The 26,211-nt window shown below is 65.5% G+C and carries 25 protein-coding genes and 2 pseudogenes; 6 read left to right on the top strand and 21 right to left on the bottom strand.

Features of this window, described 5'->3' with window-relative positions:
* Positions 1 to 16: 16 nt before the first annotated feature.
* Positions 17 to 994 (top strand): ATP-binding cassette domain-containing protein, encoded by a 978-nt coding sequence (locus B4F19_RS02240; RefSeq protein ID WP_292726860.1) that lies wholly within the window; start codon positions 17 to 19, stop codon positions 992 to 994.
* On the top strand, positions 991 to 1,851 hold the full coding sequence (locus B4F19_RS02235; protein ID WP_292726861.1) for an ABC transporter permease: 861 nt from the start codon (positions 991 to 993) through the stop codon (positions 1,849 to 1,851). The genes B4F19_RS02240 and B4F19_RS02235 overlap by 4 nt, the downstream gene beginning before the upstream one ends.
* Here the strand turns inward: B4F19_RS02235 and B4F19_RS02230 are convergent.
* From B4F19_RS02230 to B4F19_RS02190, 9 genes are all read right to left on the bottom strand, one after another.
* Complete coding sequence (locus B4F19_RS02230; protein ID WP_292732595.1) at positions 1,841 to 2,869, bottom strand: endonuclease/exonuclease/phosphatase family protein; 1,029 nt, start codon at positions 2,867 to 2,869, stop codon at positions 1,841 to 1,843. The genes B4F19_RS02235 and B4F19_RS02230 overlap by 11 nt on opposite strands.
* 174 nt (positions 2,870 to 3,043) lie before the next feature.
* Entirely contained in the window at positions 3,044 to 3,895 is an 852-nt protein-coding gene (locus B4F19_RS02225; protein ID WP_292732593.1) for a PaaX family transcriptional regulator C-terminal domain-containing protein, read from the bottom strand.
* Positions 3,892 to 4,692, bottom strand: a complete 801-nt coding sequence (locus tag B4F19_RS02220; RefSeq protein ID WP_292726864.1) for an ABC transporter ATP-binding protein — start codon at positions 4,690 to 4,692, stop codon at positions 3,892 to 3,894. Before B4F19_RS02220 ends, B4F19_RS02225 begins: the two co-directional genes overlap by 4 nt.
* Positions 4,685 to 5,509: an ABC transporter permease gene (locus B4F19_RS02215; protein ID WP_292726865.1), complete on the bottom strand. Its 825-nt coding sequence runs from the start codon at positions 5,507 to 5,509 to the stop codon at positions 4,685 to 4,687. The genes B4F19_RS02220 and B4F19_RS02215 overlap by 8 nt, the downstream gene beginning before the upstream one ends.
* Complete coding sequence (locus B4F19_RS02210) at positions 5,506 to 6,336, bottom strand: ABC transporter permease (RefSeq protein ID WP_292726866.1); 831 nt, start codon at positions 6,334 to 6,336, stop codon at positions 5,506 to 5,508. Before B4F19_RS02210 ends, B4F19_RS02215 begins: the two co-directional genes overlap by 4 nt.
* A 176-nt stretch (positions 6,337 to 6,512) precedes the next feature.
* Entirely contained in the window at positions 6,513 to 6,677 is a 165-nt protein-coding gene (locus tag B4F19_RS02205) for a hypothetical protein (RefSeq protein ID WP_292726867.1), read from the bottom strand.
* Positions 6,678 to 6,887: 210 nt separating this feature from the next.
* Positions 6,888 to 8,315, bottom strand: a complete 1,428-nt coding sequence (locus B4F19_RS02200; RefSeq protein WP_292732592.1) for an NAD(P)/FAD-dependent oxidoreductase — start codon at positions 8,313 to 8,315, stop codon at positions 6,888 to 6,890.
* Positions 8,316 to 8,367: 52 nt separating this feature from the next.
* Positions 8,368 to 8,745, bottom strand: coding sequence for a cupin domain-containing protein (locus B4F19_RS02195; RefSeq protein ID WP_292726869.1), 378 nt, complete (start codon positions 8,743 to 8,745; stop codon positions 8,368 to 8,370).
* A gap of 10 nt (positions 8,746 to 8,755) precedes the next feature.
* Positions 8,756 to 10,069: an aspartate aminotransferase family protein gene (locus tag B4F19_RS02190; protein ID WP_292726870.1), complete on the bottom strand. Its 1,314-nt coding sequence runs from the start codon at positions 10,067 to 10,069 to the stop codon at positions 8,756 to 8,758.
* A 43-nt stretch (positions 10,070 to 10,112) separates the two neighbouring features.
* On the opposite strand from B4F19_RS02190, the gene B4F19_RS02185 reads away from it, so the two are divergent.
* The gene (locus B4F19_RS02185; protein ID WP_292732590.1) at positions 10,113 to 11,669 is read left to right on the top strand and encodes a PucR family transcriptional regulator; all 1,557 of its coding nucleotides are present in this window, start codon (positions 10,113 to 10,115) and stop codon (positions 11,667 to 11,669) included.
* Between the two features lie 14 nt (positions 11,670 to 11,683).
* Here B4F19_RS02185 and B4F19_RS02180 read toward each other — a convergent pair whose 3' ends face one another.
* The 9 genes and pseudogenes from B4F19_RS02180 to B4F19_RS15785 form a co-directional block, all read right to left on the bottom strand.
* Entirely contained in the window at positions 11,684 to 13,204 is a 1,521-nt protein-coding gene (locus tag B4F19_RS02180) for a CoA-acylating methylmalonate-semialdehyde dehydrogenase (RefSeq protein ID WP_292732588.1), read from the bottom strand.
* A gap of 107 nt (positions 13,205 to 13,311) precedes the next feature.
* Positions 13,312 to 13,722, bottom strand: a complete 411-nt coding sequence (locus B4F19_RS02175) for a TSUP family transporter (protein ID WP_349675939.1) — start codon at positions 13,720 to 13,722, stop codon at positions 13,312 to 13,314.
* A 36-nt stretch (positions 13,723 to 13,758) separates the two neighbouring features.
* A complete protein-coding gene (locus B4F19_RS02170; RefSeq protein ID WP_292726873.1) occupies positions 13,759 to 14,058 on the bottom strand; it encodes an SDR family NAD(P)-dependent oxidoreductase in 300 nt (99 codons plus the stop codon).
* A 247-nt stretch (positions 14,059 to 14,305) separates the two neighbouring features.
* Positions 14,306 to 15,769: an NAD-dependent succinate-semialdehyde dehydrogenase gene (locus B4F19_RS02165; protein WP_292732586.1), complete on the bottom strand. Its 1,464-nt coding sequence runs from the start codon at positions 15,767 to 15,769 to the stop codon at positions 14,306 to 14,308.
* A 141-nt stretch (positions 15,770 to 15,910) separates the two neighbouring features.
* Positions 15,911 to 16,075: pseudogene (locus B4F19_RS15860) on the bottom strand (helix-turn-helix domain-containing protein); the annotation flags it as partial.
* 166 nt (positions 16,076 to 16,241) lie between these two features.
* Positions 16,242 to 17,258 carry a TRAP transporter substrate-binding protein gene (locus tag B4F19_RS02160; protein WP_292732584.1) on the bottom strand — a complete coding sequence of 339 codons (1,017 nt, stop codon included), beginning with the start codon at positions 17,256 to 17,258 and terminating at the stop codon, positions 16,242 to 16,244.
* A gap of 41 nt (positions 17,259 to 17,299) precedes the next feature.
* Positions 17,300 to 18,537, bottom strand: a pseudogene (locus B4F19_RS02155) (TRAP transporter large permease).
* 68 nt (positions 18,538 to 18,605) lie between these two features.
* The gene (locus tag B4F19_RS02150; protein WP_292732580.1) at positions 18,606 to 19,211 is read right to left on the bottom strand and encodes a TRAP transporter small permease; all 606 of its coding nucleotides are present in this window, start codon (positions 19,209 to 19,211) and stop codon (positions 18,606 to 18,608) included.
* A gap of 11 nt (positions 19,212 to 19,222) precedes the next feature.
* On the bottom strand, positions 19,223 to 20,164 hold the full coding sequence (locus B4F19_RS15785) for a zinc-binding dehydrogenase (RefSeq protein WP_366767915.1): 942 nt from the start codon (positions 20,162 to 20,164) through the stop codon (positions 19,223 to 19,225).
* Between the two features lie 629 nt (positions 20,165 to 20,793).
* On the opposite strand from B4F19_RS15785, the gene B4F19_RS15855 reads away from it, so the two are divergent.
* Complete coding sequence (locus B4F19_RS15855) at positions 20,794 to 21,621, top strand: MFS transporter (RefSeq protein WP_366767913.1); 828 nt, start codon at positions 20,794 to 20,796, stop codon at positions 21,619 to 21,621.
* Here B4F19_RS15855 and B4F19_RS02135 read toward each other — a convergent pair.
* Positions 21,530 to 23,176, bottom strand: a complete 1,647-nt coding sequence (locus B4F19_RS02135) for a thiamine pyrophosphate-binding protein (RefSeq protein WP_292732576.1) — start codon at positions 23,174 to 23,176, stop codon at positions 21,530 to 21,532. The genes B4F19_RS15855 and B4F19_RS02135 overlap by 92 nt on opposite strands.
* 174 nt (positions 23,177 to 23,350) lie before the next feature.
* Between B4F19_RS02135 and B4F19_RS02130 the strand changes: the two genes are divergently transcribed.
* Positions 23,351 to 24,649 (top strand): ABC transporter substrate-binding protein, encoded by a 1,299-nt coding sequence (locus B4F19_RS02130; RefSeq protein WP_292732575.1) that lies wholly within the window; start codon positions 23,351 to 23,353, stop codon positions 24,647 to 24,649.
* Positions 24,650 to 24,701: 52 nt separating this feature from the next.
* Complete coding sequence (locus B4F19_RS02125; RefSeq protein ID WP_292732574.1) at positions 24,702 to 24,926, top strand: hypothetical protein; 225 nt, start codon at positions 24,702 to 24,704, stop codon at positions 24,924 to 24,926.
* A 61-nt stretch (positions 24,927 to 24,987) separates the two neighbouring features.
* Here the strand turns inward: B4F19_RS02125 and B4F19_RS02120 are convergent, their stop codons facing one another.
* Positions 24,988 to 25,839 (bottom strand): enoyl-CoA hydratase/isomerase family protein, encoded by an 852-nt coding sequence (locus B4F19_RS02120; protein WP_292732573.1) that lies wholly within the window; start codon positions 25,837 to 25,839, stop codon positions 24,988 to 24,990.
* Positions 25,840 to 25,879: 40 nt separating this feature from the next.
* The gene (locus B4F19_RS15850; protein WP_366767905.1) at positions 25,880 to 26,209 is read right to left on the bottom strand and encodes a LysR family transcriptional regulator; all 330 of its coding nucleotides are present in this window, start codon (positions 26,207 to 26,209) and stop codon (positions 25,880 to 25,882) included.
* Between the last annotated feature and the right edge of the window lie 2 nt (positions 26,210 to 26,211).

Raw genomic sequence — 26,211 nt, 5'->3', positions numbered from 1 at the left:
CGCTACGATCCGTGCCATGGCTTTCATCGAGGCGAGCGGGCTCGTCAAGACCTACCATCCGCGGGGCGCGCCGGTCGTCCGCGCTCTCGACGGGCTCGACCTGTCGGTGCCCGAGGGAACCGTCGCGGCGTTGCTCGGGCCGAACGGCGCGGGCAAAACAACGACGGTCAAGGTGCTGACGACGCTCATCCGCCCGGATGCCGGGTCGGCCACGATCGACGGCGTAGACGTGCTCGCCGACCCGCAGCAGATCCGTCGGATGAGTGGCGCGAGCGGTCAATACGCTGCGGTCGACGAGAACCTCACCGGGTTCGAGAACCTCTTCATGGTCGGGATGCTGTACCACCTCGGGCGGCGCCGGGCGGCGCAGCGGGCGCGTGAGCTCATCGAGCTGTTCGACCTGGTGGATGCCCAGAATCGACCGGTAAAGGGATTCTCGGGTGGGATGCGGCGCCGCATCGACCTGGCCGGCGCGCTCGTCATCAACCCGCCGGTCCTCTTCCTCGATGAACCGACGACGGGGCTCGACCCGCGCAGTCGTCTCGCGCTGTGGGACGTGATCGAGACGCTCGTCGCCGGCGGCACGACAGTGCTCCTGACCACGCAGTACCTGGAGGAGGCAGACCGCCTCGCCGACTCGATCTCGATCATCGACAACGGACGCGTGATCGCGAAGGGCACCGCTGACGAGCTGAAGTCCTCGGTCGGTGGCCAGCGGATCGCGGTGAGCCTCGTGAGCGAAAGCGACGCCGACGCGATGCGCGAGATCCTCTCGCGCTACGGCTCGGGGCCGGTCGCGTCGGACGGGGCCCGCGGCCTGGTGGTGCCGGTCAGCAACGGAGCAGACGCGCTCTCGCGCATCATGACCGACACTGCTGCGGCAGCGGTCGAACTGCACGACGCCGGAATGCGCAGGCCGACATTGGACGACGTCTTCCTGCAGCTCACGGGTCATGCCGCTGAGCAGGCTGGGGATGAGGAGGAGGCGGCATGAGCACCGGCACTGCGCGCACCACGGGAGCGTCGAGCAAGACTCTGCAGCCGGGACCCGGTACGGCGTTCAGTCGATTCCTCTCGGACGGCTACGTCACCACCTGGCGCAACGTGAAGAAACTGACCAGGGTTCCCGACATCCTGATCTTCACCCTCATTCAGCCGATCATGTTCGTGCTGTTGTTCACGTTCGTCTTCGGCTCGTCGATTCAGGTACCGGGAGAGAGCTATACCTCGTTCCTCATGGCGGGGATCTTCGCGCAGACCATCGTGTTCGGCTCAACATACTCGGGCTCGGCGATGGCCCAGGACCTCAAAGACGGCATCATCGACCGCTTCCGCACCCTGCCGATGAGCGGGTCGGCGGTGCTGATCGGGCGGACGGTCGGCGACCTCGTCATCAACGTTCTCTCCCTGATCGTCATGATGCTCACCGGCCTCGTCGTGGGGTGGCGGGTCGAGTCTTCGCCCCTCGAGTTCTTGGCTGGGGTCGGGCTGCTGCTGGTCTTCGCCTACGCGCTGTCGTGGGTGCTGGCGTTCCTCGGGCTGATCGTGCGCAGCCCCGAGGTCATCAACAACGCCTCATTCCTCATCCTGTTCCCCCTGACCTTCATCTCGAACGCGTTCGTGCCGAGCGAGAACCTGCCGGGCCCGCTCCGGGTGATCGCCGAGTGGAACCCGGTTTCGGCCCTCGTACAAGCGGCCCGAGAATTGTTCGGCAACGCGCCCAGCGGCAGTGCGGCAACTGACGCCTGGCCGTTGCAGCATCCGGTGGTCTATGTGCTGCTGATCACCATCGTGATGCTGGTCGTGTTCGTTCCGCTGTCGATCCGCCGCTTCGCTTCGCTCAGCCGCTGACGCCTCGGGCGGAGTCACAAAGGGCCCAGTTCGCGATGACTGCCCGGTGGTCGCTTCCCTCGATGTAGGCGCTTGCCCAGCCCCTGGGAACGGCGCCGCGGGCGAGAACGTGATCGATGGCCGTGAACGCCGGCACCGGCTTCTCCTGCGGCCACGTCGGCCACGGGATCGGGCCCGCCGCCTGAGCCGCTGTTGCGAGGTCGGCGGTCAATCGCCGGAAGACGGGGTGGGAGAACGACGAGTTGAAGTCGCCTGCGACGACCAGACGCGGATCGCTCGTGGCCTGGATCCACTCATCGATTGCGGTGACAGCCTCGTACCAGTCTTCGGGCTGGCCGACCGGTGGCGGCGGGTGCACGGCCGCCACCCGTACTGCCGTCCCGTCCGGAAGCGTCGCAACCGCGCTCACCTGCTCGAACACGCTCCCAGGGATGTCTTCCTCGGCGCTGAGTGGATGGGCAGAGAGGACCACGCTTCCCTTGTAGGCGTTGGTGCTGACCTGTTTCGTCCGGTGAGGAAGGGTTTCGGCGAGACCCTCGCCGTCCAGGATCTGGTTGATCAGGTGCTCATCAGTTTCGACGAGGACCACGACGTCGGCTCCCGCGTCCCGGATCAGGTCGGCGAGCTGACCCGGATCCGCACCGGCGAACTTCGCGTTGAACGACAGCACGGTCAGCGGCGTCGACGCCGTGCACTCGGCTGCGCGGACGGGGGTGAGCACCGGAACCACCGAAAGCACGGCGCCGGCCACGAGGACGGTGGCCCCGATCCAGGCTCGTGAGACTGCCGCGACGACCGCGATCACGAGAAGTCCGAGCGCTCCCGCCGGAAGCAGCGACTGCGCGATAGGGATCATGCCCCCGGCCAGCGCATCCAGGTGTGGCAGCATCGCAGCCGGAACCGCCAGAATTACCGCGATGACGATCCAGACGAGCGAGCGCCGCGACAGGCGCCGCCGCCGATCATGGGTCTCGAACCTCGCGTAGTCGGAGGACTCAGCGAGTTCATCGTCAGCCACTGGGCCAGTAGATCATCCGCCGGTCCAGGAATCCTGCGAACCGCGTCTCCGGCGGGGGTACGTCATCCCTGCGATTTGGTTCCTGGAACCCTTCGCTTGTCACCGCCTGGCGAGAATCCGCTTCTTCTCGCCATCGCCATGTCGGTGCAGCAGCAGCTGATCCTGGCTGCGGGGTCAGCGGATAGCGGGTTCGGCCAGCCCGCCTGCGGCCGGGGCCTGGCGGGCGAATTCCCGCGCAGCGGGAGCGGCGGTCTCATCTCGGAGGCGCAGGTACAGCCTGAGCGAGCGATCAGCAGGCCATTCCGGCTCGAGCAGGTTTCGCGGGAGCCCCGGGTCGGTGCGGACGAGGGCGAGCCAGTCCGCGACGAGCATTACCCGCATCGAGAGTGCAGTTGACGCATCTGCGACGGCGGAGTCCGACCAGGCATCGATGAAGCCCACGTGCGCGGCGTGGATAGCGTCGATGTCCCACGCTGTTCTCACGGCATCCGCGATCGGGAAGCCGTCGAGTTCGCGCGCGTGAAACGCGACCAGGCCGGTGCCAAGTTCAGGGAGCAGACTCGCAAGGACTCGCTGCAGGTCGACCACTCCCGGTGCGATCCAAAGGCCGTCGCGGAGCGGGGCGAATCCCTCCCAGGTCAGCGTGGAGCGCAGCCGATGGCGCAGCCTCCGTTGCCCCTCGGGAACGCTGAACGTCGCGAGAGTCCAACCGTCGCCATCAGCATGCAGCGGCTGCGGGTTGCGCACACGCTCGCCTGCCTCGGTGAGCATCGCCGCACCCTCGGTGGTCAGGACGAACGACACTTCACGCCCGTGCCGCTCTCGACGCAGGATGCCGTTCTGCTCCAGACGGTCCAGCGCCGCGCGTGTCGCCGGGGGCTGGATGCCGGCCCCCTCGAGTACCTCGATGAACAGTCCCGCACGCACCCACGTGTCCGGGTCATCGAGCACATACTCACCCAGCAGCGCCAGCGCCAGCTCGCGCGGAGATCGACTGCCGAGAAGCGGCGACGACGCGGTACTCATCCCTGCGCCCGCACGGCCTCGCCGCGCTTGGCGCGCTGGATCTGCTCGTACACGTGGGTGCGTAGCTCGGTGAAGCGCGGCATCGCGCGGGTGGTGATCTGGTCGCGGTCCTCGGGGAGATCGATGTGCAGATCCTCTTGCACCCATGTGGGCGACTTCGAGAGCACGACGACCCGCTCGCCGAGGTAGACAGACTCATCGATGTCGTGCGTCACGAACAGGATCGACATCCCGCGCTCGCGATGAAGCGTGCGTACCAGGTCTTCGAGGTCGGCGCGCGTCTGGGCATCCACCGCGGCGAACGGCTCGTCCATGATGAGAACCTCGGGCTGGTAAGCGACGGCGCGGGCGATCGCGACGCGCTGCTGCATCCCGCCCGAGAGTTGCCACGGATAGCTCTTCGCAGCGTGGTCGAGGCCCACCGCGTGCAGAGCGTCGTCGATGAGCCGATCCCGCTCGGCGCGCGAGAGCTTCTTGTGCCGCAGCGGGAGTTCGACGTTGCCGCGCACCGTCAACCACGGATACAGCGAGCGGCCATACTCCTGGAACACCAGCGCCATGTTCTCGGGCGGATCGGTCACTGGCTGCCCGTCGAGTTCGATGACGCCGGCGGTGGGTCGCAGCAGACCCGCGACACACTTGAGCAGCGTCGTCTTCCCGCAACCGGACGGTCCGACGATGCACACCAGCTCGCCCTGGTGCATCGCAAAGCTGATGTCGCCGATAGCCTCGACGATTCCGGTCGATGACTCGTACGTCTTCTTCAGGTTCTCGACCTTGAGCAACGTGTCAGGCACGCTCCACCTCCTTGATTCCGTGATACCACCGCAGCACCCGCCGCTCGACCAGGCCGAACAGAGTGGCAAGCAGCACGCCGATCAGACCCAGCAACAGCACGCCGCTCCACATCTCGGCGATCAGATAGTTCGTCTGGAAGTACTTGATCTTGTATCCGAGCCCGGACGCGTTGTTGAACAGCTCGGAGATCACCATCAGCAGCAGCGCCACCGACAGGGACTGCCGCACGCCAGCCATGATCCGCGGGCTCGCGGACGGCAAGACGAGATATCGGAGCCGCTCCCATCGGGTGAGGGCGAACGACTGAGCAGTCTCTGTCATCACCGAATCGGTGGCCCGCACTCCCTCGATCGTGTTCAGCAGGATCGGCCAGATCGAGCCGGCGACGATGATGATCACTCGCGCGTCATCCCCGATGCCGAAGATGATGAGAACTGGCGCGATGATCACCGGCGGGGGAATGGCGCGGAAGAACTCGAGCGTCGGCTCGAGAAGCTCCCGCAGCCACCGGACGAGTCCGATGAGTGTTCCCGCGGCGATGCCGATGACGATCGAGAGGATGATGCCGAGCGCGAGGCGATACAGGCTCGGAATGACGTCGGTGAAGAATGCCGGCCCGATCCACGTGTCGACGAACGCTTCCAGGATCGTCAGGGGCGGTGGGAAGAACTTCTGAGGCGAGATCCCCGTCCAGATCGCCCACGCGACGATGAGGACGATCGGAAAACCGATGGCGTAGCCGACCTGGATCAGAAAGCCCTTCCAGCGTCGGCGAGCGGGCGGCGGGGTGACGACGGTCGTCGTGTAGAGGGTCACAGCACTTCCTCCCCGCGCACTGACTGATGCCACGACAGCGCGTGACGCTCGATGAACCGGAAGAGCAGATTGACGATGAGGCCGAGGATTCCAGAGACGAGGACGTAGGTGTACACGGTGAGCCAGTCACCGACCGTGAGTGCGGTAGTGATCTGGCTCCCGATACCGGGGATGCCGATCACGAGCTCTGCCGTGATCGTCAGGATGAGGGCGACAGCTGCTCCCAGACGCAGACCCGTCATGAGGTAGGGCAGCGACGTCGGAAAGATGAGGCTGCGGAACTGCGACAAGGTCGAGAGGCCATAGCTGCGCGCGGTGTCGCGGGCGACGGTGTCGATGTCGGCGACCCCGTAGAGCACCTGCACGAACACCTGCCAGAAGGTGGCGTAGACGATGATCACGAGTCCTGCCTGGGGCTGCAGTCCGAAGATCAGGATCGCGACCGGAATCAGCGCCACCGATGGGATCGGGCGCAGGAACTCCACGGTCGTGTGGGTCGCCTTGCGAAGAAAGCGGGAGAGCCCGACGAGGGTTCCGAGCACGATTGCGGCGACGGTGGCGATCGCAAGGCCCGTGCCCCACAGACTCAGGGTGCGGCCGACGTTTCGCCAGAACTCGAGGTCTCGCATCTCGCCGAAGAGGTTGGCGAGCGTTTCCGTGGCGTACGGCAGATACTGCGGGTTGACGATTCCCAGCGTCGGGATGAGCTGCCAGGTGGCGAGCATGCCCAGGATGCCGAGAAGGCCGAGGCCGATCTTGCGGGCCGATCGCGCTGCGTTTGCGCTCCGGCGCCTCCGGGTCGGGGCCGGAGCGGTGGCGGTAGCCATGGTTGTCCTTCGGGTAGCTCAGTCAGGGGGCGGGGACGCGGAAGGGATGCCGCCGGTGAGCGGCATCCCTTCCGCCATCCGTTACTGCTCCTGGATGAGTGTGTCGAAGTTCGGCTCAGCGTCCAAGACCCCGTATCCGACCGCAAGAGAGGCCAACTCCTCGAGATCAGCGACGTTCAGGTCTCGGCGATCGGGAGCGCGGCGACGCGGACCGTGGTCAGCTCCCCGGTTCCCTCGGTCATGGTTTCGGTCGGTTCCGGGGCCGCACCGGAGTCGGTGCATCCGGAAAGGAACAGGGCTGCGGCGGCAAGCGCGCCGAGTGTTGCAAGACTCTTCTTCATCGGAGGCCTCTCGTTGGCGAACAGGGGTGAGAGCGGTTCCACCGGTGCAGTACTGGCCCTGGTTCACGCCAGCGGCACCGCGTCGTACCGTCGCAGCCATAGTGCGACGGTACGTGCCGTCTGTCAAGAGTTTTTCGACGACCGTCACAAAACAGTTGAACTTTTTCGCGACGCCCCGTCCGCCCCGAGAGGGCTTCTCCCCGCCCGACGTCAGGAGTCGAAGCCCACGCCGAACAGTCCGGCAAGCTTCAGCAACGGACCGTCTTTCCCGCCGTTTCGGTCCGACTTGGCAACGGCTCGGCGCATCATCTGGATCAGCGGGTAGGCCAGCGGCTCGGGCGGAATCGGGATGGGGAGCTTGCGCGACATCTTCAGCCTCGTGCGCTCGGTATCGCGTCCCTCGAGCAGGTCGAGCATGACCTCTGCACCGAACCGCGTTGCTCCGACACCGAGCCCCGTGTACCCGGCGCTATAGGCGACGCGCCCGCCGCGAGCCGACCCGTGGAACGCGACGAGCTGGGTGGACATGTCGATCGCACCACCCCACTTGTGCGAGAACCGGATGCCGGACAGCTGCGGGAACGTGCCGTAGAAGTGATCAGCGAGTCGCTCAAAGGTCTCGGGGCGTTGATCCTGCGCCGCTCTGACGCGCCTGCCGCGGTGGTAGACCGCGTCATACCCGCCGAACAGAATCCGGTTGTCAGACGATTTTCGGTAGTAGTGGAACTCACGCGACGAATCGGTGATGCCGTGACGCTCGGTCCAGCCGATCGCGGCGAGCTGGTCGGCGCTCAGCGGCTCCGTCATGAGCACGTAGTCGTAGATCGGCACCGTGAACAGCCGCAGTTCGGGCAGCAATGACGAGAAGACGTTGGTGGCAAGGGCCACCCGGTTCGCACGAATCTCGCCCTGTGCGGTTTCGGCGACCATGCCTACGCCATCGGGGCGAAGGCGAGTCACCCGCGTCCGCTCGTAGATCTCGACACCGTGATCTTCGGCAGCCGCCGCGAGCCCCCACGCGAGCTTGGCGGGGTTCACATAGGCGACGCCATCCGTTCCGAACAGTCCCGCGCGGTAGAGCGGGGAGTTCCCCTTCTCACGAAGGCTCTCGCCCTCCAGGAACGTCTCGCTCGGGGAGCGATCGGCAGCTTCCCGGAGCCAGCCGATCTGGTGCGGCTCGGTGGCCACCGTCAGGACACCGGTCTCCTCCCATTCGGCGTCGATCCCGTAGCGCTGGATCGCTGCGCGGATCCCAGCGAAGTTCTCGTCAGCGAGGCGGTTCAGCACCGGCATCTCGTCAGCGAAATGCAGCTCCCCGTTCTCCCATCCGTGAGTGAGGCTCGCTTCGCAGAAGCCGCCGTTTCGACCACTCGCGGCCCAGCCGATACGGTTTCCCTCGACCAGGACGACGCGCCGCTTCGGGTCACGCTCTTTGGCGATCAGTGCTGTCCAGAGCCCGGCGAACCCCCCGCCCACCACGAGCAGATCGGTGGACACCCGGCCAGAGACTGCACCGCGTGGGGCGGGACGGTCAGGATCGTCGAGCCAAAACGGGGTGGTGGATGCCTCCGCCAACGCGCCGCGGATGGTGCCGAGGTCAGTGCGGATCTCATGGCCGTATGCGGTGGTCGCGCTCATGGGCATCCTCTTTCGTTGGTGGTCTGGGTCCCACCCGCAGTCGCGAGGCGGGTCATGGTTCCGGTTCGAGATCTGGCACGATGTAGACCTTTCGAAGGACCGTGGGCACGTGCCACCGCGTCCGCATTCCTGACTCGAGTCGACACAGAGACCCGGCGCGCAGCTCGATCGTCCGGTCGACCCGCCCGTGCTCCTCGATGAGTTCCACGGTCGCCTCGCCCGAAACGACGACGAACACCTCGTCAGCCTCGATGTCCCGCATCGAGCCGGCAGTCATCTCCCAAATCCCGACCGTGGTGCCACCGACCACTGCAACATCGACGAAGCCCGTGCTGGGCTCTCCCTCGAGTCGAAGATCGTCGGAAACTGGAGTGCCCGCGACGCCCAGATCCGCCACAACGAGCGGCTGGAAGGGTTCGAGGGTGGTCATCGCGGCATCCTCAGCCGAGGCGACCTAGCGCCGCGTCGATGATCGTGAGGCCTCGGTCCAGTTCCGATTCGGTGACGACAGCCGGTGGCACGACGTGGAGGCGGTTCTCGGCGAAGAACCCGAGGAGGCCCTGGTCGAGAAGGTCCTTCTTGAGCGCCGCCATGCGCTCGGCCCCGAGGGGTTCGCGCGTCTGCCGGTCGGCAACGAGTTCAACGGCCCAGAAGACGCCGCGCCCCCGCACCTCGCCCACCACGGCATGACGCTCGGCGATCTCGCGCAGGCGCGGGCCCAAGATGTCGGTGCCCATGCGGGCCGCGTGTTCCACGATGTTCTCGTCGGCCATCGCCTCGATCGTCGCGACGGCTGAGGCGGCAGCAAGCGGATGACCGGAATACGTGAGGCCGCCGGGGAAGACCCGGTCATCGAACGTGCGCGCGATCTCATCCGAGATGACCACTCCACCCAGCGGCACGTAGCCGGAGTTCACACCCTTCGCGAACGTGATGAGGTCGGGCGTCACGTCGAAAGCGTCGAACGCGAACCACTCGCCGGCGCGCGCGAAGCCTGCCATCACCTCATCGAGGATGAAGACGATGCCGTAGTGGTCGGCGATCTCGCGGACTCCGGCGAGGTATCCGGGCGGCGGAACGAGCACGCCGGCGGTTCCGGGGATCGTCTCAAGCAGAATCGCGGCAACGGAGTCGGAGCCCTCGGCCTGGATGGTTCGTTCGAGGTGCCGTAGTGCTCGCTCGCTCTCCTGTTCGGGAGTGGTCGCCCAGAACTCCGTCCGATAGAGGTAGGGCCCGAAGATGTGCACGTGGCCGCGCGAGAACTCGTTGGGGATCCGACGCCAGTCGCCGGTGGCCACGATCGCCGCGCCCGTGTTGCCGTGGTACGAGCGGTATGTCGAGATGACCTTGTCGCGCCCGGTGACCAGCCGTGCCATGCGGATCGCGTTCTCGTTGGCGTCGGCCCCACCGTTGGTGAAGAACACCTTGGTGAAGCCCTCCGGTGCACGCTCCAGGATCAACTCGGCGGCGCGCGCACGAGTGGCGTTCGCGTGAGCCGGTGCGACTGTCGTGAGTTGCGCTGCCTGCTTCTGGATGGCCTCGACGACCCGCGGATGCTGGTGGCCGATGTTCACGTTGACGAGCTGGCTCGAGAAGTCGAGGTAGCGGCGACCATCGACGTCCCAGACCTCGCTCCCGCTACCACCGGCAAGCGGCAGAGGAGCAAGGGAGCGCTGTGCGGACCAGGAGTGGAAGACGCTCGATCGGTCGCGCTCGCTGATGCTCGCGTTCGTGTCGTCAGGAGTGAGAGCCATGCCCCCTAGTGTGCTCCGCCGAACCAGCTCGCATAGTTCACAATTGTCGTACCGCACACTCTTCGATCGACAGATTGGCACGACGATTCCGACCACGCTGCGCTCCCTTCTGGCAGTTCGAGCGTTCGGCCTGCGCGCCGTGGGTGATCTCGATGCTGATCACCTCGACCGCGCCATTTCCTGGGTCCACAACTCGGACCTGCCCGACCCCACGCCGTGGCTCGAACCCGGGCAGCTCCTCCTGACCGACGGCGGGCAATTCACCGGACCGGGCTCGACCTCTCCCGAGGCTTACTGCTTCCGGCTCCAGCAGCGCGGAGTGGCGGGCTTGGGATTTGCGATTGACGTCATCCATGCGGCGGTGCCCGCCGAACTCGCGGCGGCCTGCGAGCGCCACGAGATCCCGCTCATCGAGGTGCCCGGCACGACGCCGTTCATCGGCATCATCCGACACGTCGCGGATGCCGAAGCCGCCGACCGGAGCGCGAGGCTGTCGTGGACGCTGGAGTCGCAGCGAGCACTGGCGAGGGCAGCTGTGCGCAAAGACGGGCTCCGGGCGATCCTGCGGACCCTCTCATCGCGGCTCGGCACGTGGGTCGCGCTCTTCGACGCCGCAGGAAGACCGCTCAGCCTCCCTGGAATCGCGGAGGTTCCGGCATCCGTGGACTCCGCGGTCCAAGAGCAGTCTCGGATGCTGCTTCGCAAGTCGAAGCCGGCGAGCGTTCGCATCACCGAGCCCCTCGCCGCGACGCTGCAGACGATTGGCCAAAGCGGGCGCCTGGGCGGCGTGCTCGCCGTCGGGGCTGACACCCCACTGGACTCCGCCCACAGCGATCTCGTCGAGTCGGTCATCGCCCTGGCAAGCATCGCGCTGGAGCAACAGCGCGCCGTCTCGGATGCGCGCCTGCGCGTGCGTACCGGAGTCATCGAGCTGCTCCTGGCTGGCCGCACTGACGAAGCTGCGCGCTCCGCGACGGCGCTGTGGGGACGGATGCCGGCACCGCCCCTTCTGGCCGGTCAGGTGATCGGTTTCACCGGTAGTCAGTCGCTTCTCGACGAGCTCGAGCTTGCCGCGACGGCCGAGCCGGGTGCACTGTTCTTCGCCGAACGCTCGGAGGATCTGCTGATCCTGGCCTCCCGCGAAGCACTCGTGGGAGTCGCAGACCTGCTGCGCAAGCATGACACCGCCGCAGGGTTCGCCGACCTTGACCGGTGGGCTGGCCTGAGCCGCGCGCTGGACGAGGCAGCTCACGCCGCCGAGCAGGCCCGTGCGCCTGGCGTCGTCGAGTTCTCAGCGATTGCCGACCGCGGCGTGATCGGCATGCTGCGAACCAGCGGCGGTCAACTCGTCGCCCGTCGCATGCTCGCACCGCTGGATCACCTGCCCGAGGATCACCGCGAGCGCCTCCTCGCAGCTGCGCGGGCCTGGTTCGCAGCCAACACCGCGTGGGATCCGGCCGCTCGCGCTCTCGACATCCACCGACACACGCTGCGCGCCCGCATCGACGAGCTCGGGGACGTGCTGAACCTGGACCTATCGAGCTTCAGCGGTCGCGCTCAGCTGTGGGCAGCGCTGGAACTCTCCCCAGCCGCCCGCTAAGGGCCGGACGCGCGTCAGGTGTTCTGCGGGAAGCCCAGGTTGATCCCGCCGTGGGTAGCCGGGTCGAGCCATCGCGCGGTGACCGCCTTCTCGCGCGTGAAGAAGTCGAACCCGTGAACGCCGTAAGCCTTGGCATCACCGAACAGCGACTTCTTCCATCCGCCGAACGAGTGGTACGCGACCGGCACGGGGATCGGCACGTTGATGCCGATCATGCCGACCTGGACTTCGCTCTGGAATCGCCGGGCGGCGCCACCGTCGTTCGTGAAGATGGCGGTCCCGTTTCCGAACTCGCCCGAGTTGATCAGCGCGACTCCCTCATCGAAGCTCTCGACCCGCACGATCGACAGGACGGGACCGAAGATCTCTTCCGTGTAGGCGCGGCTGGTGGTGGGAAGGCCATCGATGAGGGTCGGTCCGAAGAAGAACCCGTCCTCGTGACCGTCGACGACCAGCGAGCGGCCGTCAACGACGATCGTCGCGCCATCAGCCTCGGCGATGTCGACGTACCCAGCCACCTTCTGGCGGTGCTGGTCGCTGATGAGCGGCCCCATGTCGGGTTCGGCGTCTCCGGTCTGCGCTCCGTTGCCGACGGTGAGCTTCGCGATGCGATCCGAGATCTTCGCGATGAGCTCATCGGCGACCGGCTCTACCGCGAGGACCACGCTGATGGCCATGCACCGCTCGCCCGCGGCGCCGTAGCCGGCGTTGACAGCCTGGTCGGCGACGAGGTCGAGATCGGCATCCGGCAGTACGAGCATGTGGTTCTTGGCGCCACCCAGCGCTTGAACGCGCTTGCCGTTGCGGGCGGCGGTCTCGTAGATGTACTGCGCGATCGGCGTCGAGCCGACGAAGCTGATCGACTCGACCACCGGCGAGTTCAGGAGCCCGTCGACAGCGAGCTTGTCACCCTGCAGGACGGTGAACGCGCCATCGGGCAGGCCCGCTTCCTTCCACAACCCTGCGAGCCAGAGCGCGGCCGACGGATCCTTCTCGCTGGGCTTGAGGACGACGGCGTTGCCCGCTGCGATGGCGACGGGGGCGAACCACAGCGGGACCATCGCGGGGAAGTTGAAGGGGCTGATGATGCCGACGACGCCCAGCGGCTGCTTGAGGGAGTAGACGTCGATTCCGCTGGAAGCGTTCTCTGAGTAGGCGCCCTTGATCAGGTGCGGGAAGCCGGTGGCAAGTTCCACGACTTCCTGGCCGCGAAGGATTTCACCCATCGCGTCGGGGAGCACTTTGCCGTGCTCGGCGGTGATGATCGCCGCCAGCTCCGGCTTTCGCGCGTTGAGCAATTCACGGAAGGCGAAGAGCACGCCCTGCCGCTTGGCGACCGACCACGTCGACCATTCTTCGAAGCCACGTCGCGCTGATGCAATGGCAGCGTCAGTTTCCGTCTGGTCGGCCAGCGCGACGTTAGCCGCGACCACGCCGGTGGCGGGGTTGAAGACCGGTGCCGTGCGCCCGGATCTAGACGCCGTCGGTGCGCCGTCGATCCAGTGAGGGATGGTCGGGAGGTCGAGTTCTGCCATGTCGTCAGGTTAGGTCACCGGTCAGGACCGACCGATCGACAATCTGTCACGCGAGTTCGACGCGGATGCCACACCGGCACGGCATGTTCCCCGTCCATGACTATGCATCAGATGAGCAGGTATACGGCTCCGATGATCGTGAGGGCGATCACCAGGTACTCGAACACGCGTTGGCTGATGGCGGATGCGATCTGGCGGCCCACGAGCGCACCGAGGACGACCGCGGGCACGAGGATCAGATCGATCAGCAGGCCTTGCGGTGTGATGAGCCCGAGGCCGATCGAGAACGGAACCTTCGCGACATTCACGGCCGCAAAAAACCGCGCCGCAGTGCCGAGAAACACGTGAACCGGAAGCCGAGCGGCGAGGAAGTACATCGACATCACGGGTCCAGCGGCGTTGGCGACCATCGTCGTGAATCCGCCCATCACCCCGTAGAAACCCGCCGCCACCGTGCCCGGAACCGCGTCGGCATCCGCGCGGGATCTACGCCGCCAGAGCGTGAACGCGATAACCACCAGCAGGGCGTCTCGCCGACACCGTCCACCTGATCCTCACATCGTGCTGACGGTCACGCCCTTCGTCTCCGGCGCGGAGTCAGCGGGAGCCCCGCCTTCGACGCCGGCCATCGACTCAATGTTGATGATCCGCCCATAGCGCTGTCGACGCATCACGGGGACCGCAGCTAGACACATGAGGTATGTCCCGCGAAGGTTGATGGCAACGACCCGGTCGAATGTCGACACCGGCACCTCTTCGATGTCTGCCCGATCATCGCCCTGCGGCGCTGCCGCGTTGTTCACCAGCACGTCGAGGCGGCCGTATCTGTCGACGGTCTCGGGCGCGCCCGTCACCGTGCCGATTGGCGAATGGCGAAGGCCCCGATTCCCGCGTGATTCTGCGGATATCGAGGCCTTGCGCATGGCGGTGACGGTGGGATTTGAACTATTGCCGGATCCGATTTCAGGGACCGACTTCGAGGATCTTTCGCCGTCGTTCCGATGGTCGGCAGGTTTCGGAGACGCACCTCGTGGTGTCCGCGATGTCGTCGGGTTTACCCACGCCGTTACCCGCAGCCCGACCACGTGGCTGTCATGCGACTCAGGGCACGGGAGTGAGCGTGTATTTGGTCTGGAGGTATTCGTGGATACCTTCTGCCCCGCCTTCTCGCCCAAGGCCGGACATCTTCCACCCCCCGAACGGAGCAGCGGCGTTGGAGACCACGCCCACGTTCAACCCCATCATCCCCGTCTCCAGCCGCTCGATCATGCGCTGCCCGCGCGAGAGGCTCTCGGTGAACACATACGACACCAGTCCGTACTCCGTGTCGTTGGCGATGCGGACCGCGTCCTCCTCCGAGTCGAAAGGAATGATCGCGAGAACGGGCCCGAAGATCTCTTCGCGCAGGATGTCGCTGCCCTCGCGGACATCGGCGACCACCGTGGGGGCATAGAAGGTCCCGGCGCTCTCTATCACCGAGCCACCCGTGGTCACGCGCGCGCCGCGGGAGACCGCGTCCTGCACCAGGGATGCAGCCTTGGCAACAGCCCGGTCATCGATGAGAGGGCCGATCGAGACGCCCTCTTCCGTGCCCCGGCCGACCTTCATCGCCTGAACCCGCTCGGTGACCCGCCGTGAGAACTCATCTACGACGTCGCGATGCACGATGAACCGATTCGCGGCCGTGCACGCCTGCCCGATGTTGCGGAACTTGGCCGCGATGGCGCCATCGACGGCCTTGTCGAGATCGGCATCGTCGAACACGACGAACGGCGCGTTGCCGCCCAGCTCCATCGACGTGCGCAGCACACCGGATGCGGCCTGCTCGAGCAGCCGCTGCCCGACCGGCGTCGAACCGGTGAAGGACAGCTTCCGGAGCCTCGGGTCACGGATGATCGGCTCGGACACCGCCGCCGATGTCGACGTGGTGAACACGTTGACTACCCCTGCCGGCACGCCGGCATCCTCGAGGAGCTTCGCGAAATACAGAGTCGTCAGCGGAGCGAGCTCGGCCGGTTTGATCACCACCGTGCACCCCGCCGCGAGCGCCGGGGCGATCTTGCGGGTCGCCATGGCCAGCGGAAAGTTCCACGGCGTCACCAGGAAGCATGGACCGACCGGATGCTGCGAGACGATCATCCGCCCGGTCCCCTCCGGGTTGGGACCATACCGACCCTGCACCCGCACGGTCTCTTCGCTGAACCACCGAACGAACTCCGCACCATAGGCGACCTCGCCTCGAGCTTCGGCGAGAGGCTTGCCCATCTCGATGGTCATCAGCAGAGCGAACTCCTCCTTGCGTTCGATCAGCAGATCGAACGCGCGCCGCAATATCTCGGCCCGCTCGCGAGCCGGAGTGGCAGCCCACACCGGGAACGCCTCCACGGCTGCATCCAAGGCCGCCATCCCATCGGCCGGCGAGGCATTGGCGATCTCCTTGACGACTTCGCCGGTCGCAGGATCGCGGACCACGAGAGTGCGCCCCTCAGAGGCCTCAACCCACTCACCACCGACGTACAGACGATCCGGCACTCCCGCAAGGAGATCCCTCTCACGTTCATTCATGCGGTCTACCTCCTGATACGGGTGATCCTCGACGAAAGCGCACGTTAGCGTCCGCACCGTCCTATCGAAGCGGCTTATCTGGGCCAGCATAGTCCGAGCCTCATCCGCAAGTTCGATGGCGATCCTCCGCGGACGGATACCACGCCCCTCACGGTCGAAGAGACGAATCCCGAGTCGCCCGTTGAGTCGCGCGAGCTGTCGCGAGATCGCGGCCGAACTGAATCCGCGATCACGCGCAGCTGCCCCGATCGACCCGCTATCGACGACCGCTACGAGACTGCGCAGCGCATCGATGTCCGCGATCATCTCGCCCTCCTTCACTGACTTGCCTCCGGCTTGATCCAGGATGAAAGGGACCTCGCACCAACGACGTGCGTGCCTCCATCGAGCATCGCGTCATGCCGTGTCACCCGGCGAAGACGGGCAACGCACTCCCGTTTCTCGTACGTTGCCCGTCGAGTGCGTCGACTCGTCAGCTGTTGGGCCCGTACTCCGCCCGGATCTCCTCCAGGACGCCGGGGACCCACGCCTCCTCGGCGACATCGCTTCCCGCGTCGCCGACCATCTCGACGAACTCTGAGATGTCAGGTTCGGTCACCTGCAGTGCGCCGCTGTCGATCCAGCCCTGGACCAACTCGTCACTCTCGGCGCGCAGCTGGGCCTCCTGGTCGGCGACGAGCTGCGGAATCTCGCCCTCGAGCACCTCGCGATCCCCTTCGCAGATGCCCTGGAAGGTGTCTTCGTTGATGAGGAGATAGCGGAAGTTCTGGGCGTGGTCGGTCTTCGCGAGGTAATCCTGAACCTCGTAGATCTTGCCGCTGTCGGTGACTGCCGCGGAGTTCTCCTGGCCGTCTGCGGCGCCGGTCTGAAGCGCGTAGTAGGTGTCGGGCCACGGCAGCGCGAGCGGCGTCGCACCGAGCGCTTCGAACGCTTCCACCAGCGACGGGATCTCGGGGACGCGGATCTTCAGACCAGACAGATCGGCGGGGGATTCGATGGGTGTCTGCGAGGTGATCCACCGCGGTGGGGCGTACTCGACGGCGAGGACGCGGATGCCCTCCCGTTCGAGGATCGCATCCTTCCAACTCTGCATGATGTAGCTGGTGGCGAAATCCATCACCTTGTCGTCGTCGAAGAGATACGCGGTGAAGAGGGGCGTGAACTCGGTGAAGCCCGGTGCGCCGACCTGAGTCATGGCAAGGTTGCCCTGCTTGACCTGCGCGACCATCTCGAGCTCTCCGCCGAGTTGACCGCCGGGAATGATCCGCACGGTGATGCGGCCGTCCGTGCCGTCGCTCACGCGCTGCGACCAGCCGTCGAGGTTGTCCTCCCAGGCCTGGTCGGGCGCAGAGTCTGCGACTTCCAGTGTGACAGGGGCGCAGTCTCCTGCGGCAGCCGAGGATGTCTCGCCGCCGGCGCAACCCGAGGCCACCACGGCCAGTGTCGCGACGCCTCCGAAAGCGGCCAGCAACTTCATCGTTGAACGCATGGTTTTCCTTTCCAGTGATGTGCCCGGCCGGGTGCCGGGCCTTAGGGAGTGGGGAAGAGCAGGTTGGGGAGCCAGAGCGAGATCTGAGGAACGAGGGCGAGGATTACCGCGACCACAGTGAGGACCGCCACATAGGGCCACGAGGCGCGCAGGAGTCCGTCCAGAGGCACACCTCCCGTCCGCGACACGGCGAAGAGATTGAGTCCGACGGGCGGTGAGAGGCACCGATCATGAGCACCACCGTCATCACGATGCTGAAGTGGATGGCGTCGATGCCGAGCGTCGGCAGAATCGGATACACGATGGGCGCAAGGATGAAGATCACCGGGATCGCTTCGAGCACCAGACCGAGGATTAGCAAACCGGCGATGATCACGAGCCATAGCAGCAGGGTCGAGAACGACAACGCTTCCAGGCCGTCGCCCAATTGCTCGCCGACGCCTTCGATCGCAAGCATCCAGCTGATGCCAGCGCTTCCCGCCAGGGTGATTAGGATCGCGGCGGTGCTGAGTGCGGCCTCCCGAAACGCCTCGAGGAACGCGGCAAAGCTCGGTGGGCGGAAGACCGTGAACAATGCGATGAGGGAGACGAGGCATCCGATCGCGGCGGATTCGGTCGTCGTCGTGATTCCCGTGACAAGACCGCCGACCACGACGAGGGGGGTGGCGAGCGCCACGATCGCCTGCATCACCGAGCGGGTGGCGCTCGTGCGTGCGGTGACGAAGACCTCTCTCGGATCGACCTTCGGCCGCTTTCGCGAACTGATGTAGACCCAGACCATGAGGCCGAGCGCGATTGCGATGCCCGGGACGATTCCCGCAAGGAACAGCTGTCCGATCGACAGTGACGCGAGCCCGCCGATGAGCACCAGAGGAATGCTGGGCGGCGTGATCGGGCCGATGGTCGCAGCGGCGGCCGTCAACGCTCCGGCTTCGGCGGGCTTCCACCCGGTCTTGACCATCGGGCGGATGAGCACCATGCTCGTCGCTGCGGCGTCTGCGACTGACGAGCCCGACATGCCGGACATTCCGAGGTTCGCGGCCACGTTGACGTATCCGAGCGGTCCGCGCGTGCGGGCGAAGGGGATCAGGAGGAGTCGGACGAGGGTGGTAGTGATGCCGCTCACCGTCATGAGAGCGCCCATCAGGATGAACAGCGGCACAGAGACCAGCGAATCGGCGCGCAACTGGTCGGCCATGAGCTGCGGCACGACGGTGAACTGGTTCGGACCCAGGAAGATCAGCCGCAGAGTGAAGTAGGCGAGCGTGCTGCCGATCATTGCGAGCGCCACGTCGAAACCGATGACGATCAGGACGATCATGAGCGCGAGGCTGATGATGAGGAAGATCATGCGCGTGCCCTCCGGACGATGAGGCCGACGATGCGTGTCGTGGAGACGACCGCGATTCCGCCGGCGAAGACCAGTACGGATACGTACCCAACCGCGGTGGGGACGCCCAAGAGCGACGCGGCCGAGACCTCCCACCCCTGAACCTCGAGGAATCTCACGCCGGCCCACAAGAGGATGCCGGACACGAGCAACGCAAGGGCTTCGTAGGAGATCGTGCGGGGACGCCACCGGCCGGGAACCGAGAGACTCGTGCCGTGGTAGTAACTCACGAAGGCGCCGATGCAGACCAGCCACAGCAGGGTCAGCCGCGACACCTCGTACGTCCAGGGCGGGACTTGGATGCCGAAGGATCGCCCGGCGATCTGCACGAACTGGATCAGCAGGATCCCGACCAGTGCGATCACCGTGATTCCCTCGAAGACGGCGACGACGCGCCGCAGCTGCGGGGCGGGCTCGGGGATCTCGGGACGCTCGGGATCGGAGTCGGTGACCATGATCGAGGCGACTTCGCGCACGTCTTCGGTGCGGCGACTCTCGTGCCCGGGCGCAACCTTGCGACCCTCCTCCCGGGGCTTACGCGCCCCGCTGGACTCATCCGTCATGAGAGCTCTCCTTACGTGGTCACATCGATGACTTGACGTATCGCCCTGCCCGCGGCGAGGTCGTCCATCCCGCGATTGATCGCGCTGAGCGGGATCCGGGCAGAGATGAGTTCCTCGACGGGAAGGCGTCCCTGACGCCACATGGCGACATACGTCGGAATGTCGCGCTCGGGAACCGCAGATCCGAGGTAGCTTCCGACGATGTGCCGCCCCTCTGCGACGAGCGCGAGAGGGCTCACCGGAACGCGCACGTCGGGGTGGGGGAGCCCCACCGCTACCGTCGTGCCCCCCGGGGCGGTCAAAGAGACAGCGGTCTCGAAGGCAGGCCCGGCTCCCGCAGCCTCGATCACCAGGTCTGCACGATCGAGCTCACGTGCCTCGTCCGGATGGGCAGCCATCGCGCCGAGGCGGCGCGCCGTCTCCCGCTTGCGGTCATCCGGGTCGACACCCGTGACGCTCACGTCGGGGAGCGCGAGAGCGACCAGGAGCGCTGCCATCCCCACTCCGCCGAGACCGACGACGAACACACGCGACCCCGGAGCGGGCGGCGCGACATTGAGAACCGCTCCGCCTCCCGTCAGGATCGCGCAGCCGAGAAGGGCGGCGATGTCGGCGGGTACGTCCGAATCGACGCGGACGACGGATCGCCGGTCGACAACCGCCGCGGTGGCGAACGCCGAGGCACCGAGGTGGTGGTGCACGGCACCGCTCTCTCGAGAGAGGCGTCTTTCTCCTGAGAGAAGCGTGCCGGCGTTGTTGGCTGCGCTGCCTTTCGCGCAGGGAGTCCTGCCGTTGCTGACGCACCCGGCGCAATCGCCGCAGCGTGGAAGGAAGGTGAGGACGACGCGGTCGCCCACGGCGAGGTCGTCGACTCCGGCGCCGAGTTCCATCACGCGACCGGCCGCTTCGTGTCCCAGAAGCATGGGGACCGGGCGAGGACGATCGCCGTTGATGACAGACAGGTCGGAATGGCAGAGACCTGCCGCCTCGATACAGACGAGGATCTCGTCGCGGCCCGGGCGGTCGAGGTCGAGCTCGACGAGCCGGAGCGGGCGCGACTGCTCGTAAGGGGGCGTGCTGGCATGCGATTCCGGACGGCTCCGCGGATTCTCATAGGTTCGGCACCACCTCTCGGGACAGGAGATCGAGGGACGAGAGCGCGAGTTCGTGGGGCATGTCGGGCCATTCGGTGCGAAGGATGTACTCGTCCACCCCGACGGCCTCGCGGAATCGAGCGAGTTCGGCCCGGCAGTACTCCGGGTCGCCCAAGATGAAGTGGTGTGAGTCCGGCGCGTCTGCGTCCCACGACCGTCCATCGTCGGCGGGATGACCGTCGTCTTGGCCCCATGAGCCGTAGTGGGCGTACTTCTTTCGGAGATACGGCAGCGCCTGGTCTCGCGCGAGGGCGGTCGTGGCAGCGCAGAAGATCTCGCGGAAGGCTGCCGTCGTACCGGCGGATCCACCGACAACTTCCCGACCACGCCTCGACCTTCTGGGTGCTTCAACGATCACGGTAGGAGTTGCCGCCATCGTCTTCGGGCTCAGCGAAGCTCCGATGTGGGGGTGGGCACATCCCGCGGTCATAAGCAGTTGGATCGGGGCGGCCATCTGCATCGGAGCTTTCGTCCTCAGGGAGCGCCACGCCGCCGATCCACTCATCAACCTCTCCATCTTCGCGGTGAGGAACGTGAGCGGCGGCAATGCGATCATGGCGGCCGTCTATGCCGGTAACCTCAGCTTCTTCTTCGTACTGACCTTGTGGATGCAGACCGTGCAGGGGTGGAGCCCCCTCCAGACCGGCCTGGCCTTCGCACCCTTTCCCGTTGTTCTGGGTCTGGTAGCCGCACAAATGGGACGTCTCATCGCCCGATACGGATTTCGCCGATTCTTGATCCTGGGCCCGGCGCTGGTCGTCACAGGAATGATGTGGCTGTGCTTCCTACCTCCGGAGGGCTCCTACGTCGTTTCCGTACTTCCAGGGTTGCTGGTCATGGCCGTGGGGTACGGTCTGACGTTCTCACCGGTCTATGCGGTATCGACGGGAGGGCTGCCCCCCGATCTGGCTGGCACGGCCTCGGGGCTGGTGACGACGTCGCAACAGATTGGAGGGGCGACTGGCCTTGCGGTGATTGCGGGCGTCGCAACCTCTATCGCAGGTGGCCAAGGAACGGATGTTCAGGCCCTCACCGCCGGGTACGACGCCGCAATGGCGTTCGCCGCCGTTTTTACTTTGTGCGCGGTCGTCGTGGCGGCAGTCGTGATTCGCCAGCCCCGTAGCGACCTCGAGACAGCGGGATCGGCTCGCGTGCGACACGGAGTCAACGCGCCGTCCCCACAGCGTGACCGCGGAGCATCTCCTCAACTCTCCAGTTCCGAACCGACCCGTCGATCCGGACATCGAGGAGCCTGACTGGTTCTGCGGCCTGCTCCTCCAGCGCAGCCTCCAGATCGTCGAGCGTCTCCACGCGCGCACCTGCCGCGCCCAGGGCGCGCGCGACCGCCGCCAGATCGGGGGTGGAAATGCGTGCGAACGCAGGATCGAGTCCGTACATCTCAAGCATGTGAACCTCTTGACCGTAAGCTTCGTCGTTGAGCACGACAACTGTGAGGGGGACCTCGAGTCGCACCGCGGTCTCGAGCTCCTGGAGGTTCATGAGAAAGCCACCATCACCGACGATGGCGACGACCCGCGCCTCCCTGCCGTCATCGATTACCGAGGCGGCCGCCCCTAAGGCGAGTAACAAGCCCTGACCGATCGCTCCGAAGTCGAGGCCGAAGAGCATCTCGCTCGGGTCGTGCCACGACATCATCCCCGCCGCGAAGGTCGTGAAGTGCCCGCCATCGAGCGAGACGTGGCGAGGGTGCCCTATCGCTCGGTCGATAGCCCGGAGCGCAGACCGCGGGTCAATACCGGACCCACCGTCCACCGGGTCATAGGTGTACTCCTCACGCTGCGCTGCGACGATTCGTTCCCTCGCATGATCGGCACCCCGATCGATGCGGCTCTCCCGGAGTTCTTCGACGATCGCGCCCACCACGGCAGCACTATCACCTGTGAGAAAGGCCTCCCGTTCCTGCGTTCGTACAGGATGACGCACATCGATGCGAAGGATGTCTCGATCGCGTGTCAGCGCCCCTTGCTTCGTCGTATACCTCGACAAGGAGGTACCGACGGCGATGAGAAGGTCAGACTCCCGGATCGCCGCAGCGACAGGGCCGGTATCGAACCCCCCGCACACACCCAACATCAGGGGGTCGTCGTGCAGCAGACCGATTCCGCGCAATGTGGTCGCCATGGGCATCCCCACGCGGTGCGCAAGCTCGCCCACCACAGCAGCAGCATGAAGACCTCCACCACCAACGAGCAGAAGCGGACGTTCAGATGTCGCGATGAGATGCGCGGCCCAGGAGATCTCTTCTCGTGACGGAAACGCCATCATCGGGCGCGGATGAGGGTCGGCGGTCGCTCCCGTCACAACCTCGAGGTCCTGCACATCCATCGGGATACTGAGGATGACAGCGCTGCCGAGCTCAAGGGTGGCGAAGACGAGTTCAAGCGCGGGCTCCAGATCCGACGGATCGTTGACCGCGACGAAGGGGACACCAAGGCCTGCGGCCCACGATCCCTGATCCATCGCCTGAAAGTGACCATCGTCACCGCGCGGGGCGTCGCCCGCGAACACGAGGACAGGTGAGCCCGCGCGCGCCGCCGACGCGATCGAAACCCCGGCATTCACCAGACCTGGCCCGGCAGTCACGGCAGCGAGTGAGGCGCGTCGGCTGGCTCGAGAGTATCCATCGGCCATCGCCACAGCACCCTGCTCATGCCTAGCGGTGCGCATGGTCATCCCGTGTGCTTCCTTCAGCGTCGTGCACAGCTTAATGTTTCCTTCACCGAGCAGTCCGAAGAAGCCTTCGCCGCCGCGCTCTGCGTACGCTTCCGCGACGCGCTCGTATACGCGCATGAGTGCCTTCCTTCCCGCGTGGCCCGCCTGAACTGTTTCGCATCCGGCAACGGTGCTGGATTAGACGAGGTAGAAGCGAACAATAGGAAAAAGGTATACCGGTCAACTCTAACGACCGTTGCGTATACGGCAATCACAAGAAGCAACACATTCTCAATGACGAGGAGAGTCAGCATGACAGCACAAGCTCGGACAGCTCGCGTGACCGCGGCAGCGGTCCTCACGACCGCCGTCGTTCTCGCAATCGTTGGCTGCAGCGGCCAAGACGTGGAGAACGCTCCCACCGAAGGGGCAGCAGACGTCAACCGCGACGCCACTCTCACCTTCGGGTTCAATGAACCCCCAACAAGCTTGGACCCCTACGCTGGCACATCCGCCCAGGACCTTCCGTGGCTACTTCCGGCATACGACACGCTCTTGCACTACAACCCCGACGGCACACTCGCGCCTGGCCTCGCGGAGTCGTGGGATCTCACCGACACGGAGTTCACCGTCCAGCTACGCCCCGACCTCACCTTCCATGATGGAACCGACTTGAACGCCGACGCCGTCGTCGCGAACTTCGAACGCGCGAAGACCTTGCCGACGTCAGCCATCCAAAGTGACATCGCATCGGTGGAATCGGCCGAGGCGGTTGATGATCTCACCGTCGTGTACCAACTAGCTGGGCCGGACGCATCCGTGCCCGCGACCTTCGGCGACCGCGCCGGCATGATGATCTCGCCTGCCGCGTTCGACGATGGCACCAATCTCGCGACGACGATGGTCGGCGCCGGCGGCTGGGAGGTGAGCAACTACTCTCCGGGTGATGAGCTGACGGTCACTCGCTACCACGACTACTGGGATCCCGATGCGGTCGAGGTTGAAACCCTGGTGATACGGACGATCGCCGACGATGACACCCGACTGAACGCGCTCCGATCCGGCGAAATCGACATGGCGCGACTCGTACCTGGGCAGGTGACCCTCGCAGAGGCCGATTCGTCTCTCACCGTCCAGACCGACACGCCGATCGCCGTCGATCACTTGGGACTCAACATCGCGATCGCGCCTTTCGACGACCCGCAGGTTCGTATGGCCATCGAGTACGCGATCGACCGCGAGGCGATCGTTGAGGGTGTGTACCGCGGCATTGGGACGGTGGCGTGGCAGCCGTTCCCGCGAAGTGACTACTTCGCTTTCGATCCAGAACTCGAAGAGATGTATCCGTACGACCCGGAGCGAGCGCGAGAACTCCTCGCCGACGCCGGGTACCCCGACGGATTCTCGTTCGACTTCTACACAAACAACCAGCCGTTCCGCGTGCAGGCGACAGAGGCCATCGCTGCGATGCTCGCTGACGTCGGAATCCAAGGAAACATCATCCCGCTCGACGGTCCGACGCTGCTCGACGAGTTCTATTACCAAAAAACCGTTCCCATGTACTTCACGCCGTGGGGGGGGCCGCGCCGATCCGTCGATCACCCTCGATAACCTGGTCGGCCCAGACGGTCTGAACAACCCTGCCCGAACGGCAACGCCAGAGTTGACCGCCCTCCTGGACGAGGCGCGTTCGGAGACCGACACACAAGCGCGGACCGAGGTGCTGCACGAAACCTCGGCGAACATCATGGAGGATGCTCGGATGATCCCCGTTGCTGCGCCGTCCATCATCGTGGCCTTCCAGCCGGATGTCGTCGGATACCAGGCGCCACTGACCGCACACCGGTTCGACTTCCTCGGTGTGGGGATCTCCGCCGCCGCAAGTTGACGCGCATAAGCGACTGCCCCTCCCCCGACAAACGGAGGAGGGGCAGTCGCTTTTTCGCCGCTCAGTGAGCAGCAGGTTCAGCAGACGCACTCGGGAACACCGCAGCACGCTTCTCCCGCATCGCTGTCACGCCCTCCTGCGCGTCCGGTGAGAAGAAGCCCATCTTCTCAACTGCGAGTGAGTAGTCGAACGCCGTCAAGCCGCCGAGCCGGAGCCATTGATTCAGCGCACGCTTGGAAAGGGAGAGCGCTTGCTGCGATCCGTCGGCAAGCCGTCGTGCCAGATCGCTCGCCGTGGACACCACGTCCGCGCGCGGCACCGCCTGAGTAACAAGCCCGATCTCAGCCGCCTTCTTGCCGTCCAACATCTCCCCCGTAAGGAGGTAGTACTTCGCTCGAGACAGGCCGCACAAGAGCGGCCAGATCATCGCACTGTGATCGCCGGCCGCCACCCCGAGCTTCACGTGTCCATCACCCAACCGGGCATCGTCGGCGATGATAGAGATGTCGGACATGATTGCGACCGCTAGTCCGGCGCCCACTGCGGCCCCGTTGATAGCCGAGATGATCACTTTGTCGCAATTCACCATCCCATAGACGAGATCCCGCGCCTCCCACGTCACCGTGTCTACGTAGCGGTCCTCGTTGGTCAACGACATGCGATGTTTCAGCATGTTGAGGTCCGCGCCCGCCGAGAATGCTTTTTCTCCTGCACCGGTGACGACGATCACATTCACTCGGGGATCACGCCCCAGGTCGCGCCAGATCTCGACCAATTCTTGATGCAGCCGATGGTTGACGGAGTTGTACTGCTCCGGTCGATTGATCGTCACGGTCGCTACTCGGTCGTTGACGTCGACCAACAGGTGTTCGTAGGCCGACGCGTAGTCGACTTCCTCGTTGCCCAGCACCATTGCATGTTCCTTTCATTGGTTGGTACAAGTAAGTATGTTACTAGTATCCCGCTTTCGTCGACCCCTGCAGAGTCGGCAAGTGGTGGGGGACGGTGGGCGGATTCGTCGCCCCGACTCGTCTCGCGCACTCATCGAATTCCTCAGCGGCACGTACGACGGCGCGAGCCTGCTCAGCCAGCAAGATGCCCTTATTCGTTGCTCTTAGCACGCGGCCATCCCGCACAAAAAGCTGTGCCCCGACGCGATCCTGTAACTGGTTCATCTGACGCGAGACCTGCGCGGTGCTATACCCGACCGCTCTCGCGGCGGCTACAAATGACCCCTTCTCGACGACGGCGAGAAGGGTTCGCAGTACAGCGACGGCCAGCACGC

This window comes from Microbacterium sp. UBA1097 (assembly GCF_002313585.1).
Taxonomy (GTDB): Bacteria; Actinomycetota; Actinomycetes; order Actinomycetales; family Microbacteriaceae; genus Microbacterium.
The sequence above is the reverse complement of the archived record's forward strand: the minus strand, read 5'-3'. Positions and strand labels throughout refer to the sequence as shown.